The following is a 14,685-nucleotide window of genomic DNA, read 5'->3' as shown; positions in this document are numbered from 1 at the left end:
AGCACAATCAACATGAGGAACCAGGAGAGTGCGACATGAGGATGCTGGCGCAGGAACTCGTCGAGCGAGCCGAGCGCGCGCCGGACGTGGTCGCCGTCATCGACGGCGAGGGCGAGCACACGCTTCGCCAGGTCGTCGCCCAGGCTCGCGAGATCGCGGATCTGCTGGAGCAGGTCCAGAGCGGACCTCCCACCGTCCTCGTCCAGGCCGACAACTCGTGGCGGACGCTCGCCGCCGCAGTCGCGGTGGGTCTTCGCGGCGGGTTGATTGCTGTCGTCAGCGGTCACGCGGCGCGCTCGGAGTACGAGCTCGCCCTCGAGGACATCCAGCCCGATGCCGTCATCGCATCCCCGCAGGCGTTGGCGACCTGGCAGGTGGCCGACGCCTCGTTGCCCGCTGCCGGCGAGGTGCTCGGCGGCTGGCCGCTTCGTGCGGCACCCGGACGGACCAGGGGAGTGGAGCGCTGGGACGGCGGCGTGGTCATCGCGATGACCTCGGGCTCGACGGGTCGGCCGAAGTGCGTCGTACAGTCCGAGAGCGCGCTGCGGTACGCCGGTCGGGCGACCATCGACGCCGTCGGCCTGCACCCAGGGGACCCTGTGGGTGCTCTTGTCCCGTTGTCGAGCGTCGCGGCCTTCTGCTTCGGCCTGCACCTCCCGGCCATGCTCGGCAGCCCGATGGTCTGCCTCGACAAGTGGAGCCCCGAGGATGCGGTCGCGCTCCTCCGGGACCGTGAGGTCGCGTGGACCATGCTCGTGCCCACCATGGCTCTGCAGCTCTCCCTGGTCGCCGGGTCCGCGAGCGCGCTGTCCTCGCTGAAGGCGATGACGGTCGGCGGTGGGCCGATGAACCAGCGGGCGCTCGAGAGCGCCGAGCGTCACCTGGACACCCGGTTCCTCCGTGTCTTCGGGATGTCCGAGTGCCTGGGCCACACCACGCCGCTGCCGTCCGACCCCGTGGACGTCCGTCTCGGCCGCGACGGCCGGCCCTTCCCCGGCACCGAGGTCAGGGTGGTCGACGCCCACGGCAGGCCGGTGCCGGACGGCGAAGTCGGCAACGCCCAGGTGCGTGGCCCGTCGATGTTCGTCGGCTACGCCCGCAACGGCGCGCCCCGACCTCCGGAGCTCACACCCGACGGCTTCCTGCCGACCGGGGACCTCGGGGTGATCAACGACGACGGCACCCTCACTATCCGCGGCCGGGAGAAGCAGATCATCATCCGCGGCGGCCGCAACATCGACATCAACGAGGTCGAGGCCTCAGTGGCGGCGATCCCCGGCATCGCCCAGGTATGCGTCGTACCCGTGCCGGACGACCTGCTGGGGGAGCGGGCTGCCGCCCTCGTGGTCTTCGCCGGTGCCGAGCTGGGCCTCGACGAGGTCCGTGACCAGCTCCGGGCAGCGGACGTGCCGAAGTTCAAGTGGCCGGAGTTCGTGTACGCCGTGCCCGCCCTGCCGCAGAACCGGGTCGGGAAGCTCAACCGCAACGAGGCGGTCGCGCTGGCCGCGCAGCTCGCCACAGCCGCAGAGGCCTCCCATGGAGACTGAGGCGCGGGCGCGGGTCGAGGGTCCCCGCTCCAAGCGCGGGATGATCCTCGACGCAGCCATCGACAACTTCGGCCGGGTGGGCTTCGAGCACACGAAGTGGGCCACGATCGCCGACGAGGTCGGCATCGGGCAGACGGCGCTCTACCACTACTTCGAGTCCAAGGTGCACTGCCTGCTCACGATCATGAGCACCGAGCTCGAGCGCTCGTTCGAGCGGACGCAGGCGGTCACGGCCGCGATCGACGACCCTGCCGAGAAGATCCGGGTCGCCGTCATGGCCGCCTTCGACGTGACCCCGCGCGAAGCCCTGCAGGCGCGGATCCTGATGAGCCACCAGGACCTCCTGGTCGGGCAGCGGTCGTCGGACCGCGAGGAGGCCGAGCGTCAGCGGGCCCGCCGCCTCGTGCGCGACATCGAGCACGAGTGGGCCGACCTGATCCGCGACGGCATCGCGGTCGGCACGTTCGGGCGACGTGACGAGCTGGTGCTGTCGAGGCTCCTGCTCGGCACCGTCAACAGCGTCTGGCGCTGGTATCGACCCGAGGGCGCCCACACGCTCGACGAGATCGCCGAGCTGACCGCCGATGCCTGCGTCCGGCTCGCCCGCTAACCCCATCACCTCAAGGAGATTCCTGTGTACAACCTGGTCGTCCTCGCCTCCAAGCCGTCCGCCTGGACGCACGAGCACTTCATCGAGTGGTGGCGGGGTGAGCACGCCGAGGTGACCTATCCGCTGCCCGGACTGCGCCGGTGGCTGCACACGGAGGTGCTCGAGGGCATGAACGGCGACCGGTCGGTCGGTTGGGACGGCCTCTCGATCCTGAGCTTCGACAGCAAGGAAGCGCTCGACGCCGCGCTGGCCAGCGAGGAGTGGGCGCGAGCGGTCGCCCACGTGGGTTCCATGGGAGGCCGCAGCATCATCGTCAGCGGCGACGAGCAGGTGATGGTGCCCCCCGCCTGACCCGTTCAGCGCGCGGTCCAGCCCCCGTCGGCGTACACCTCTGCGCCGGTCATGTAGCCGGCGTCGTCGCTGCCGAGGAAGGCAACGACCCCGGCGATCTCCTCGGGTCGGCCCAGCCGGCCCATGGGGGTGTTCGCGACCATCGCGCGGTGCCGCTCGCTGCCCTCGTAGCGCTCGAGCAGCTGCGGCGTCTCGATGAAGCCGGGGTGCAGCGAGTTGACCCGTACGCCGCGCGTCGCCCAGTGCAGCGCGGCGTTCTTGGTCATGGTCCGGACGGCCCCCTTCGCCGCGGCGTAGGCGACGCTGTTGCCGAGCCCGCCGGTGCTGCCGAGGATCGAGGCGACGTTGACGATCGCGCCCCCGCCGGACCGCTCGATGACCGGGCCGGCGTGCTTCATGCCCATCCAGACGCCGGTGGCGTCGACGGACATGACGCGGTCCCAGGTCTCGCGGTCCTCGTCCTCGACCGTCCTCAGCGACCCGATGGCAGCGTTGTTGACCAGGACGTCCAGCCCGCCGAGCTCCCGCTCGATCCGGTCGACCGCCGACCGCCAGTCGTCCTCGCTGCTGATGTCGAGGGCGACCGTGACGTGGTCGCCGTCGGGGAGGCCTTCGAGGGCTCCGTCCAGAGCGGCGCCGGGCAGGTCGGCCGCGACCAGCCGGGCACCCTCGTCGGCCAGCCGCGCGCAGATCCCGGTGCCGAGCCCGCCACTGGCTCCGGTGACGAGGACGCGTCGGTCGGTGTACCGATTCATGGCGTCACCATCCCATGCAACTGAAGTGAGTTCAATACCGACTGAAGTCAGTTCAGTTTTTTGTCCGGACCTCTTGATTTTCGCGTGACGGTCGTCATAACGTGCAACTGAACCAACTTCAGTTTAGTGAACTCGGACACGACCAACAAGGAGAAGTCCCATGACATCGAAGCGACTCGCTGCCGCAGTGGCCGGAGGACTCTTCGCCGTTGCTGCGCTCGCCGGCTGCGGAGGTTCGGACGATGCGGAGCTGGCGGGCAGCTGGGACGAGATCCTGGAAGCCGCCAACGAGGAGGGGGAGGTCGTCATCTACGGCACCGTCGCCCCCGACAACCTCGAGCTGCTCAAGCAGGCGTTCGAGAAGGAGTACCCCGAGATCGAGCTGACCTATGTGCGGGGCACCGACGCGGACATCCTCCCGAAGGTGGAGATCGAGAACCAGACCGGTCAGGGCACCGCCGACATCCACATGACCACGGACGCCGGCTGGATCGATCGCAGCCTGGACGCGGAGTACTCCGTCGAGGTCGTGGGCCCGTCCTTCGACGAGGAGGCGTACGACCGCGACGCCAGCATCATCGAGGACAAGTGGTTCGTCACCAGCGCCACGGTCTTCGGGCTGGCGTGGAACACCGAGAAGCTCCCGGAGGGCCTCGCGGATCCCGAGGACGCGCTGGCGTCCGAGCTCGCCGGCGGCAAGGTCGGGGTCACCAACCCCGCGGGCATCCCGACGTACGTCGACATGTATCGCAAGATCGACGTCGACTTCGGCGAGAACTACGTCGAGCGCCTCGCTGAGATCCAGCCCCGGGTGTACGACAGCGCCGTCGCCATCGGCCAGGCACTGGCCTCGGGCGAGATCTGGGCGACGCCGATGAGCAGCAGCACGGTCCTCACCGAGAAGGCCAATGGCGCCCCGGTGGAGTTCGTCGTGCCGGAGAAGCCGTTCGGGGTCCCGTGGTACAGCCACGTGCTCTCCTCCTCCCCGCACCCCAACGCCGCGCAGGTGCTGGCCGACTTCCTGGTGACCCCCGAGGGTCAGGCGGCGATCTCGCACGACTTCATCGCGTGTCTGCCCGACATCGAGGGCACCGGCCTCGGCACCGACCTGCAGGCGCAGGACGTGCCGCTCGGCGATGCCGACGAGCTCTCCTCCGACGCCGTCCAGGCCTACCAGGACGAGTGGGAGCAGGCCTTCCTCGGCTGACCCTGCGCTGCCGCCCACTGACCCGGGCAGCGAACGACGTGCCGTGGTGGCGGGGTCGACCACCACTCGCCACCACGGCATCTCCACCCCAACCGAAGGTGATCCGATGGCCATGACCCGTCCACTCGCGATGCTGGGTGTCGACCTTCAGCGGTGGCGCAGCCGCCTCTTCTACGGCGCGCTCGTCGTCGCCCTCGGCTACCTGATCGTGATGCCGGTCTGGCGGCTGCAGACCCTCGCGTTCGAGAACGACGCGGCCGGTTACGAGTCACAGTTCGGCCGGCCCGACATCGGCGAGACGCTCCGCACCACCGTCGGCCTCGCGATCGCCTCGCTCGTCATCGCCATGGTGCTCGGCACCCTTCTCGCGTACGCCACCAGCAGGCTCCCGCGACGCGTCGGCTTCCTCCGGATCATCCCGGTCCTGCCGATCGTGATGCCGTCCGTGGCCAACGTCGTCGGTTGGGCCTTCCTGCTGTCGCCCGGCCCCGGCTACCTCAACGCGCTGATGCGGCAGCTGCCGTGGTGGGACCACCTCGACTCCGGGCCGGTGAACGTCTACAGCTCGACCTGGATCATCATCATCACCGGCTTCGGCCTGACCTCGTTCGTCTACCTCTTCGTCAGCGCCGGCATGCAGAACATCAGCTCCGAGCACCTCGAGGCCGCTCAGTCCAGCGGGTCGTCCCAGCTCGGCGTGTTCTTCAAGGTCGTGCTGCCGCTGCTCCGCCCGTCGCTGGTGTACGGCGGCGGAGTGGCGTTGCTGCTGGGCCTGGGCCAGTTCACCGGTCCACTGCTGCTCGGCCAGAACGAGGGCATGAAGGTCCTCACGACCGAGATGTACCGACGGACGTCGGAGTCGCCGGTCAACTACGCGGCCGCCGCCGCGGCGGCCTCGCCGCTGGTGATCGTCGGGATCCTGGTCGTGCTCAGCCAGCGGTTCCTGCTCGGCAACCAGGCCCGGTTCGTCACCCATGGCGGCAAGTCGTTCGCGCCCGCCGGTGGCCGCTCGTACTGGGCTGCCTTCTTCGTCGGTCTCTACGGGTTCGTCGCGCTGGTGCTGCCACTGCTCGGCGTGCTGATCGTGTCGCTGTCGCCGTACTGGTCGGAGAACCTCAGCTGGGACCTGTTCACCCTCCAGAACTACCGGGAGATGGTGAGGACCCCTGGCGTCATGGAATCGGTGAGCACCAGCGTGGTGACCTCGCTCGCCGCCGTCGCGATCTGCGTGCCGGTGGGCCTCGCCGTGGCGACGCTCGTGGTGCGGAACCGGCACCTGACGGTCGTCCGCACGATCGCCGACGTGATCACCGCCCTGCCGCTCGGCCTGCCGGCGGTCATCTTCGGCGTCGGCTTCCTGCTGACCTACACCCAGCCGCCGTTCATCCTCTACGGCACCAAGTGGGTGATCATCCTCGTCTACATCGTGCTGATGATCCCGTTCGCCACCCGGATGCAGATGACGGCCCTGATCTCGATGGGCAACACCTACAGCGAGGCGTCGGCCGTGAGCGGCGCGAGCCCGCTCGTGACCAGCCTCCGCGTGACGCTGCCGATGCTGAAGCCCGCTGTCCTGAGCGCCGTGGCCCTGATGTTCATCCTGCTCACCCACGAATTCGCGGCGTCCCTGATGGTCCGCTCCGCGACGACCCAGGTGATGGGCACGGTGCTCTACGACCACTGGAGCAACGGCTCCTACACCCTGGTCGCGGCGATGGCGATCCTCATGTCGGCGGTGACAGCGGCCGGCGTCATGGTCGCGATGCTCGTCGGCGGCCGCAACGTCCTGGACAACCTGTGAACCCTCCCTTCCGATTTGCCCGCCCTGCCCGACCCGTCCGCCCTGCCCGACCCGTCCGGCCGAACCACTCGAGAGGTACATGATGGCCAGCTTCCGAATCTCCGGCCTCAGCAAGTCCTACGGCTCCAACGTCATCGTCGACGACCTCGACCTGGAGATCGACGAGGGCGAGTTCCTCGTCCTCCTCGGGCCGAGCGGCTGCGGCAAGACCACAACCCTCCGCTGCCTCGCGGGCCTCGAGACCCCGGAGGCGGGACGGATCGAGTTCAAGGGCCAGGCTGTCTACGACTCCTCCGCCCGCCTCAACGTCCCGGCCCACAAGCGCAGCATCGGGATGGTGTTCCAGTCCTACGCGCTGTGGCCGAACATGACGGTCCGCCGGAACATCGCCTACCCGCTCAAGGTCCGGAAGATGAAGGACGCCATCGCGGCGGGCCGGGTCGAGGAGACCGCGGAGATGGTGCACTGCGGTCACCTGCTCGACCGCTACCCCTCCCAGCTCAGCGGTGGCCAGCAGCAGCGGATCGCCCTGGCCAGGGGCCTCTCTGCGCGACCCGACCTCGTGCTCTTCGACGAGCCGCTGAGCAACCTCGACGCTCGACTGCGGGACCAGGTGCGCACCGAGATCCACCGCCTGCACGAGAGCCTCGGCTTCGGCGCGGTGTTCGTGACGCACGACCAGTCCGAGGCGTTCGCCCTCGGCGACAAGCTCGCGATCATGCGAGCGGGCACGATCGAGCAGCTCGGCACGCCCGACGACGTCTACAACAACCCCGCGACCGACTACGTCGCGGACTTCATCGGGATGTCGAACCGGCTCGAGCTGCGTCGGTCCGCCACGGGGTGGCAGACCGGCGACGGCGTCGACGTGCTCGTGCATCGCGACCTGCCGGACGCCGAGGCCGTGGTTGCCCGGATCTGGCCCGAGGACGTCCAGCTGCATCGCGGCAACGAGCCGTTGCCGCCCCACGCCGTCGCGCTCTCGGCGAGCCTGTTGTCGTCGGAGTTCGGTGGCCGCCACTACGACGTGACCGTCGCGGCCGGCTCCGAGGAGTTCCGGCTGCGGGCGGATGCCGCGACGCACGGGTCGTGGCTGCGCTCCTCGACCGCGGGGGAGCCCGTGGCCATCAGCTTCCGGCCGGACCAGATGCAGGTCTACCCGCTCGGTGAGGTGGCCGTGGACCGCCCGCTCGTCGCGGCATCCTGACCGAGCACCGTCAGGGTGCCATCCGGACGACCAGCCGTCCGCGCACCGTCCCGGCACGCAGCCGGTCGATACCCGAGGGGATCTCGTCGAAGCTGATGGACTCGAGCGCCGGCTGCAGCGTGCCGCTAGCCAGGAGCTGGTAGACCGCCTCGATGTCCTCGCGGGTCCCGCCCGAGGAGCCGTGGATGCGGGCCTTCTGGTGAATGACGTCGGCGGTGGTGAGGGTGGTGTGCTCGGCACCCAGCCCGACCATCACCACGTCGCCGCCGACCCGGATCGCGTGCACGGCCGCCTCGGTCGTCGTACCTGCACCGACGAAGTCGACCACGGCGTCGAGACGCAGACCGCGCAGGTCGTCAGCGGAGCCGACGGTGCCCGCCAGTCCCCACGACGCAGCGAGGGCCCGGGCCTCGGCACTGACCTCCGCTGCGTACACCTCGGCGCCGAGGTGCACCGCGAGCTGGGCCCCGAGCTGGCCGAGACCTCCCAGCCCGATGATGCCGACCCGCATGCCGGCGCGGACGCCGGCGACCCCGGCGACCGCGTGGTACGACGTCATCCCGGCGTCGGTCCCGACGGCAGCGAGCTCGTGCGAGAGGTCGTCGGGGACGGCGACGAGGTCGCCGGCCGGCGCGATCGTGTACGCCGCGTAGCCGCCGTCGCGGCTGTAGCCCGGCACCGTCCTGCCCAACGGGTGGACGCCCACCCGGTGTCCGGGCCTCCAGTCGGCGACCTCGTTGCCGACGGCAGCGACCTCGCCGGCGATCTCGTGGCCGAGCGTGATCGGGTTGCGGGTGATCGTCGCGGCCCAGGACGGCTCGTCGATCTCGCCGACGTCCGAGTGGCACATCCCGGCGGCCCTGACCTTGATCAGGACCTCGTCATCGCCGGGCTCCGGGACCGGGATCTCCTGGAGGTCCAGGGGTCGGCCGGTGCCGGTCCATCGCCAGGCGGACATCGTCTCATCTTGCATGAACTGAACTTAGTTCAGGTAGGCTGGCACTGTCCACCGCCCACCGACGAGAGGTGCTCAGGTGTTGAGTGCAGAGCTGCAGGTCGCGAGCTACCCCGAGGGCGGGGTGGGCCCGCAGCACTTCAGCGTGGTCAAGGTCGAGGTTCCCGACGGTGCCGACGGACTGGCCGAGGGCGAGGTGCTCGTGCGCAACACCTGGACCTCGGTGGATCCCGGTCTCCGTCTTCGTCTCCGGGCAGCGGCGCCTGAGGGGTACTTCTCGGCCTTCCCCCTCGGCGCGCCGATGGACGGCATCCTCACCGTCGGCGAGGTGGTCGCGTCGCGCGCCGCCGGTTTCACGACGGGGGACACGGTGTGGCACTCGCTCGGGTGGCGGGAACACTCCGTCGTCCGGGCGTCGGACGAGGCGATGAACGGCATCGGTACCCTGCGGCAGCTCGAGCTCCACGGCAACGAGCCGCAGTGGTTCCTCGGCGCACTGGGCCCGATGGGCCTGACGGCGTACGCCGGGCTCGCCGTCGCCCGTGCGCTGCGTGGCGGCGAGGTGCTGTGGGTCTCTGCCGGCGCCGGCGCGGTGGGATCTCTCGTTGCCCAGATGGCCCGGCTGCTCGGACATCACGTGATCGCCTCGACCGGCTCGCAGGAGAAGGTCCGCTGGCTCCAGGACACCCTCGGCGTCGACGCGTTCAGCTATCGCGACGAGGAGCCGGGAGCCGCGTTGAAGCGGCTGGCGCCCGACGGCATCGACGTCTACTTCGACAACGTCGGCGGCGACCACCTCGAGGCGGCCCTCGACGCGATGCGGATGCGAGGCCGGATCGCGCTCTGCGGTTCCGTCTCCGACTACGAGTCCGAGCCCCGCGGCCCGAGCAACGTGTTCCTCGCGACCGCGAAGAACCTGACGCTCTCGGGCTTCCGCGGAAGTCTCTACCTGGATCTCCTGCCCGAGATGCAGGCCCGGGTCGGTCGGTGGCTGCAGGAGGGCCACCTGGTCTGTCCGGAAACCGTCTACGACGGACTCGCGACGGCGCCGCAGGCCCTCGCCGACATGCTGCGCGGCCGGACGCGCGGAAAGACCTTGGTGCGGCTCTAGTCGCGCCCGAAGAGTGAGGAAGAGCAATGCAGGCAGACCGCGACACCGCGGCCCTTGTCGCAGCGACCACGGCGTTCGTACGGCGCGAGGTCATCCCTGTCGACGACGAGCATGACGGCGACATCGAGGCAGCAGGCGGCGAAGCACTGCGCCGCCGGCTCCAGGAGGGGGCGCGCGCGGAAGGGCTGCTGTCGCCGCACGGACCGGTCGACTGCGGCGGTCTCGGCCTCGGGATGGCGGCCCGCGCGCCGGTGTTCGAGGCGGCGGGCCGGTCGCTGTTCGGCCCGGTGGCGCTGAACATCAACGCCCCCGACGAGGGCAACGTCCATCTCCTCGACCACGTGGCGTCCGGCGCCCAACGGGCGCGCTACCTGGCCCCGCTCGTGAGCGGTCAGGCACGCTCGGCCTTCGCGATGACCGAGCCGGCCCCGGGGGCGGGCGCCGATCCGACGATGCTGACGACCGCTGCCGCGAAGGTCGACGGCGGGTGGTTGATCAACGGCCGCAAGCTGTTCATCACCGGTGCGGACGGCGCGAGCTTCTACATCATCATGGCGCGCACCAGCGGCGAGCCGGGCGAGCCGGGCGGAGCCACGATGTTCCTCGCGCCCAGCCGGGCGGCCGGGATCGACGTCGTCCGGCACATCGACACGGTCGACCGCTCGATGCTGGGCGGCCACTGCGAGATGCTGTTCACCGACGTCTTCGTGGCGGACGAGGACGTGCTCGGGGGAGTGGACGAGGGATTCCGGTACGCCCAGGTGCGACTCGGGCCGGCGCGGATGACCCACGTCATGCGATGGCTGGGCGCAGCGTCGCGTGCCCACGAGGTGGCCGTCAGGTACGCCGCGGAGCGCCCGGCCTTCGGCGGACGCCTCGCGGATCTCGGGATGATGCAGCAGATGATCGCCGACAACGAGATCGATCTCGCTGCCACGCGTGCGCTCCTCATGGAGGCGTGTCGTGAGCTGGATGCCGGTGGTCGGGCCTCTGAGTCGACCTCCATCGCGAAGACCTTCGCGGCCGAGGCCCTGCACCGGGTCGTCGACCGTGCCACCCAGATGTGCGGCGGGCTCGGCGTCTCGCGGGAGCTGCCGGTCGCGCGGATCGCACGGGAGATCCGGCCGTTCCGGATCTACGACGGCCCTTCGGAGGTCCACCGGTGGTCGATCGCCCGGCGCGCCGTACGTCGTCTCGCGGACACCGCAGCGTCATGACGGCGCCCAGCCGCGACGAGCTCGCGCTCGTCGCCGACGCGCTGTCCGACGCGGGTGTCGAGGTCGTCGGGCCGCTCGAGGCGGAGCTGATCTCGGGCGGTCGCTCCAACCTGACGGCCGTGATCTCCGACGGCCGGACCAGGTGGATCCTGCGCACGCCGCCGCGCGCCGGCCGGACGGCTTCGGCCCACGACGTCGCGCGCGAGCACCGGGTGACCGCGGCGCTGGCCGGCTCCGGCGTCCCGGTGGCCCCGGCTCTCCTGCTGTGCGAGGACGAGTCGCTGCTCGGCGTCCCGTTCACCGTCAGCGGCCACGTCGAGGGGGCAGCGATCCGGACGCAAGCAGACCTCGCAGAGCACGATGACGCAGCCGTCGGCGCGATGGTGAGTGGTCTGCTCACGACGCTCGCTGCGCTGCACCTGGTCGACCACGTCGCCGCCGGGCTGGAGGGCTTCGGCCGTCCCGAGGGGTACGCCGTGCGCCAGCTGAAGCGGTGGAGTCGCCAGTGGCAGAGCGTGGGGACCCCCGAGCTCGAGCCACTCGCGCGCGACGTGATGGCGCGGCTGGCCGACCGGGTGCCGACGCAGCGGGCGACGTCGATCGTGCACGGTGACTACCGCATCGACAACACGCTGATCGCGGTGGACGGACTGTCGCCACGGGTGGCTGCCGTCATCGACTGGGAGCTGTCGACGATCGGCGACCCGGTGGCCGACGTCGCCATGATGTGCGCCTACCGGCATTCGCCGTTCGACCTCGTGCTGGGAGCTCCGAGCGCGTGGACGAGCGAGCGCCTCCCCACGGCCACCGAGCTCGCTGCCGGCTACGAGTCGGCCGGGGGAGTGCGGCTGGACGACTGGGACTTCCACCTCGCCCTCGCGTGCTTCAAGGTCGCCGTGATCGCCGCCGGCATCGACCATCGGAGGCGAGCGGGCGCTGGTGCCGGTCCTGGGTTCGACACGGCCGGCGAAGCCGTCGAGCCCTACCTCGAGCTGGCCCTCCGCGGCACTGCCAGGACCGCGAGATCTCCGAGATCCTAGGGCGTCCAACTAAATTTTACCCGGACCGCGCGGTTCGTCAGACGCGTCCGACCGGCGGTCGCTCGGACTTCAAACAGCCGCGTGACCTGGGCAAACGCAGAACTGGCCGGTCACCGACCCGGTCGTGAGCACCGACCGTCCGCCGCGAATGTGACGCTTGACACGAGTTCAATTCAGTTCTACGTTTCGTGAACGAGCAGCACCCCGGTGTGAGGAGAATCGACGTGGCACCAACGCAGCAGGCCATCCAGCTGGATGAGCCGGTCGACCAGCTCCCGGAGCCGGAGCCACGCGCCTCGGGGACGGGTTCCCGCCGGCTCCTCGGCAAGCTCGCCCCGCGGCGCATCAGCGCGATCTACCTGCTGGGCTCCTTCATCGTGCTGTTCGGGTTGCTCAGCCCCGACACGTTCCTGACCGAGGTGACCTTCACGCTGGTCTTCCGGTCCGGCGTCGTGACCTGCATCCTCGCGCTCGCCTTCCTGGTGCCGCTCACCGCGGGGGTCTACGACCTCTCCATCGGCGCGGTCATGGCGCTCGGCCTCGGCATCGTCGTCTACCTGTCCCTGCACACCGACCTGCCGATCCTGGTGACCGCGCTGATCGCGATCGCAGCCTCCGCGCTCAGCGGGGCGGTGTCGGGGTTCATCGTGGTCAAGCTGCACGTCGACTCGTTCATCGCGACCCTCGGCGTCAGCCAGGTGCTGGCCGGCGTGTTGCTGCTGATGTCGAACAACACCCAGCTGATCGGCGACTTCCCGGAGGGATGGGGAGAGCTCGGGCGCGGCGACTTCGCCGGCGTACCGGTGGTCGTCTGGATGCTTCTCCTGCTCGCCCTCGTGATGTGGTACTGCCTGGAGTTCACCGCAGTCGGCCGCCATCTCCTGGCGACCGGCGGCAACCGGGACGCGGCGCGGCTGGCCGGCGTACCGACCGAGCGGGTGCTGTTCGGGGTGTTCGTCGCCAGCGGCGCCATCTCGGGTCTCGCCGGCGTGGTCTTCTCCATGCAGAGCCCGGTGTTCTCGTCCAGCGTCGGTCCGGGCTACCTCTTCCCGGCCGTCGCCGCCGTCTTCCTCGGCGCCTCGCAGCTCTCCCAGCGTCCCAACGTGTGGGGCACCCTGATCGCCTACTTCGCGCTCGCCTTCGGCATCCAGGGGCTGGCGCTGTCCGCGTCCTCCGCCTCGGTCTGGAGCCAGCCGATGTTCCAGGGCGTGTCTCTCATCATCGCGGTGGCGGTCGCCAGCCGCCCGGTCCTGCGCAAGCTGCGGGCCTCGCGGGAGCAGGCCCCGGAGTCGGTGAGCTGAGGTGACGCTCCAGCAGCTGTCGCCCGACGGTGTCGAGGGCGCGACCCCCGTGCTGTCGATACGCGGCCTGTCCAAGACGTTCGTCTCGACCCGGGCGCTCAACGGTGTCGACCTCGACCTGCGGGCCGGGGAGATCCACGCGCTGGTCGGCCAGAACGGCTGCGGCAAGTCGACGCTGATCAAGGTGCTCGCCGGCTTCCACCAACCCGATCCCGGTGTCGAGATCAGGCTCGGGGGAGAGGAGGTCGAGCTGTCGAGCACGGCGGACGCCCATCGCGCGGGTCTGCGCTTCGTGCACCAGGACCTCGGCCTGGTGGGGACGCTCAACACCGTCGAGAACCTGATGCTCGGCCGCCGGCTCACGACCGCTCGCGGCGGCCGGATCCGCTGGGACGCCGAGCGCAGCGACGCCGAACGCCGGATGAAGGACCTGGGCTACGGCTTCGACGTCGCGCGACCCGTCGCTGCGCTCGGCGCCGCCGAGCGCACCGGAGTGGCCATCGCGCGAGCACTGTGGGACTGGGAGGCCGCGCGGGTCCTCGTCGTCGACGAGCCGACCGCGTCGCTGCCGCGCGAGGAGGTCGCGGTGCTGTTCGCGGCGCTCCAGCGGGTCCGGGCAGCCGGCCTGGGTGTCATCTACGTGTCCCACCGACTCGACGAGATCTTCGCTATCGGTGACCGCGTCACCGTCCTGCGTGACGGCGTCCGCGTCGGGACGTGGGACGTCGACGCCATCGACCAGGACGGCCTGGTGCGCTCGATGATCGGTGACGAGAAGCTGCGGCCTCCGCACGACCAGTCCGTCGAGCCGACGGGCGAGGTCGCCCTCGCGGTCACCGGCCTCAACGGCACCGTTGTCGAGGACGTCGACCTCCGGGTACGACGAGGCGAGGTCGTCGGGATCGCCGGTCTCACCGGCTCCGGACGCGAGGAGCTCCTGCCGCTGATCTTCGGAGTCGCATCGAGGACGGGCGAGGTCGAGCTCGACGGCCGCCCGGTGCCGGCGAACCCGCGACGAGCGATGCGGGCGGGACTCGCGCTCGTGCCCGCGGACCGCCGAGGTGAGGGCGCCATCCTCGAGATGCCCGTCCGCGAGAACTTCGGTCTCACCGACCTCCGCCGCTTCGCGACCCGCTTCGGCTTCCTGAGCCGCGCTCGCGAGACGAAGGAGGTCACGGAGTGGATCCGGCGCCTCGACGTCCGGCCGCCGCTTCCCGAGGCGCTCTTCGGCGCACTGTCGGGCGGCAACCAGCAGAAGGTCGTGCTGGCGAAGTGGCTGCGCCGGCAACCCGCCGTACTCCTTCTCGACGAGCCCAGCCAGGGGGTCGACGTCGGTGCCAAGGCCGTCATCCACGCCCTGGCTCGCCAGGTGGCGGCGGACGGCGCCTGCGTCGTGATCGCGTCGTCCGACGACAACGAGCTGTGCGACACCTGCGACCGGGTCCTCGTCATGCGCGACGGCCGCATCGTCGCGGAGGTCACGGGCTCCCGGCTCACCACGGCGGAGCTCAGCCGCCTCCAGCTCGGCCTCGGGGCGACCGTCTAGCAAAGGCGAAGGACACCCACGACCACCACGCAGCACG

The 14,685-nt window shown here is 70.3% G+C and carries 13 protein-coding genes; 11 read left to right on the top strand and 2 right to left on the bottom strand.

Annotated features, from left to right (window positions below; genetic code table 11):
• Positions 1-35: 35 nt before the first annotated feature.
• From D0Z08_RS22035 to D0Z08_RS22025, 3 genes are read left to right on the top strand one after another with little or no spacing between them, the layout of a single operon-like run.
• Positions 36-1,547, top strand: coding sequence for a class I adenylate-forming enzyme family protein (locus D0Z08_RS22035; protein WP_118927431.1), 1,512 nt, complete (start codon positions 36-38; stop codon positions 1,545-1,547).
• Positions 1,537-2,157, top strand: a complete 621-nt coding sequence (locus tag D0Z08_RS22030) for a TetR/AcrR family transcriptional regulator (protein ID WP_118927430.1) — start codon at positions 1,537-1,539, stop codon at positions 2,155-2,157. Before D0Z08_RS22035 ends, D0Z08_RS22030 begins: the two co-directional genes overlap by 11 nt.
• A gap of 24 nt (positions 2,158-2,181) precedes the next feature.
• Entirely contained in the window at positions 2,182-2,508 is a 327-nt protein-coding gene (locus D0Z08_RS22025; protein WP_118927429.1) for an EthD domain-containing protein, read from the top strand.
• Between the two features lie 5 nt (positions 2,509-2,513).
• Here the strand turns inward: D0Z08_RS22025 and D0Z08_RS22020 are convergent, their stop codons facing one another.
• Positions 2,514-3,263, bottom strand: coding sequence for an SDR family NAD(P)-dependent oxidoreductase (locus tag D0Z08_RS22020; protein WP_118927428.1), 750 nt, complete (start codon positions 3,261-3,263; stop codon positions 2,514-2,516).
• Positions 3,264-3,423: 160 nt separating this feature from the next.
• On the opposite strand from D0Z08_RS22020, the gene D0Z08_RS22015 reads away from it, so the two are divergent.
• The 3 genes from D0Z08_RS22015 (at position 3,424) to D0Z08_RS22005 (ending at position 7,478) form a co-directional block, all read left to right on the top strand.
• Positions 3,424-4,470 carry an extracellular solute-binding protein gene (locus D0Z08_RS22015; protein WP_118927427.1) on the top strand — a complete coding sequence of 349 codons (1,047 nt, stop codon included), beginning with the start codon at positions 3,424-3,426 and terminating at the stop codon, positions 4,468-4,470.
• Positions 4,471-4,582: 112 nt separating this feature from the next.
• The gene (locus D0Z08_RS22010; protein ID WP_245994297.1) at positions 4,583-6,271 is read left to right on the top strand and encodes an ABC transporter permease; all 1,689 of its coding nucleotides are present in this window, start codon (positions 4,583-4,585) and stop codon (positions 6,269-6,271) included.
• A gap of 79 nt (positions 6,272-6,350) precedes the next feature.
• Positions 6,351-7,478 (top strand): ABC transporter ATP-binding protein, encoded by a 1,128-nt coding sequence (locus D0Z08_RS22005; RefSeq protein WP_118927426.1) that lies wholly within the window; start codon positions 6,351-6,353, stop codon positions 7,476-7,478.
• 10 nt (positions 7,479-7,488) lie between these two features.
• Here the strand turns inward: D0Z08_RS22005 and D0Z08_RS22000 are convergent, their stop codons facing one another.
• A complete protein-coding gene (locus D0Z08_RS22000) occupies positions 7,489-8,451 on the bottom strand; it encodes a zinc-binding dehydrogenase (RefSeq protein WP_118927425.1) in 963 nt (320 codons plus the stop codon).
• Positions 8,452-8,512: 61 nt separating this feature from the next.
• Here D0Z08_RS22000 and D0Z08_RS21995 point away from each other — a divergent pair, with 61 nt between their 5' ends.
• From D0Z08_RS21995 to D0Z08_RS21975, 5 genes are all read left to right on the top strand, one after another.
• Positions 8,513-9,544 (top strand): NADP-dependent oxidoreductase, encoded by a 1,032-nt coding sequence (locus D0Z08_RS21995; protein ID WP_118927424.1) that lies wholly within the window; start codon positions 8,513-8,515, stop codon positions 9,542-9,544.
• Positions 9,545-9,570: 26 nt separating this feature from the next.
• Positions 9,571-10,761, top strand: a complete 1,191-nt coding sequence (locus D0Z08_RS21990; protein WP_118927423.1) for an acyl-CoA dehydrogenase family protein — start codon at positions 9,571-9,573, stop codon at positions 10,759-10,761.
• Positions 10,758-11,801 carry a phosphotransferase family protein gene (locus tag D0Z08_RS21985; protein ID WP_118927422.1) on the top strand — a complete coding sequence of 348 codons (1,044 nt, stop codon included), beginning with the start codon at positions 10,758-10,760 and terminating at the stop codon, positions 11,799-11,801. Before D0Z08_RS21990 ends, D0Z08_RS21985 begins: the two co-directional genes overlap by 4 nt.
• Before the next feature lie 224 nt (positions 11,802-12,025).
• Positions 12,026-13,102 carry an ABC transporter permease gene (locus D0Z08_RS21980; protein WP_182481429.1) on the top strand — a complete coding sequence of 359 codons (1,077 nt, stop codon included), beginning with the start codon at positions 12,026-12,028 and terminating at the stop codon, positions 13,100-13,102.
• A gap of 1 nt (position 13,103) precedes the next feature.
• On the top strand, positions 13,104-14,648 hold the full coding sequence (locus D0Z08_RS21975; RefSeq protein ID WP_118927420.1) for a sugar ABC transporter ATP-binding protein: 1,545 nt from the start codon (positions 13,104-13,106) through the stop codon (positions 14,646-14,648).
• The last annotated feature ends 37 nt before the right edge of the window (positions 14,649-14,685 follow it).

It is taken from the genome of Nocardioides immobilis (assembly GCF_003515065.1).
GTDB classification, from domain to species: Bacteria; Actinomycetota; Actinomycetes; order Propionibacteriales; family Nocardioidaceae; genus Nocardioides; species Nocardioides immobilis.
The sequence above is the reverse complement of the archived record's forward strand: the minus strand, read 5'-3'. Positions and strand labels throughout refer to the sequence as shown.

Bases quoted from the DNA above. Each gene is read 5' to 3' on its own strand.
- D0Z08_RS22035 (WP_118927431.1), top strand. From the start codon at position 36: ATGAGGATGCTGGCGCAGGAACTCGTCGAGCGAGCCGAGCGCGCGCCG.
- D0Z08_RS22030 (WP_118927430.1), top strand. From the start codon at position 1,537: ATGGAGACTGAGGCGCGGGCGCGGGTCGAGGGTCCCCGCTCCAAGCGC.
- D0Z08_RS22020 (WP_118927428.1), bottom strand. From the start codon at position 3,263: ATGAATCGGTACACCGACCGACGCGTCCTCGTCACCGGAGCCAGTGGC.
- D0Z08_RS22015 (WP_118927427.1), top strand. From the start codon at position 3,424: ATGACATCGAAGCGACTCGCTGCCGCAGTGGCCGGAGGACTCTTCGCC.
- D0Z08_RS22010 (WP_245994297.1), top strand. From the start codon at position 4,583: ATGACCCGTCCACTCGCGATGCTGGGTGTCGACCTTCAGCGGTGGCGC.
- D0Z08_RS22005 (WP_118927426.1), top strand. From the start codon at position 6,351: ATGATGGCCAGCTTCCGAATCTCCGGCCTCAGCAAGTCCTACGGCTCC.
- D0Z08_RS22000 (WP_118927425.1), bottom strand. From the start codon at position 8,451: ATGCAAGATGAGACGATGTCCGCCTGGCGATGGACCGGCACCGGCCGA.
- D0Z08_RS21990 (WP_118927423.1), top strand. From the start codon at position 9,571: ATGCAGGCAGACCGCGACACCGCGGCCCTTGTCGCAGCGACCACGGCG.
- D0Z08_RS21985 (WP_118927422.1), top strand. From the start codon at position 10,758: ATGACGGCGCCCAGCCGCGACGAGCTCGCGCTCGTCGCCGACGCGCTG.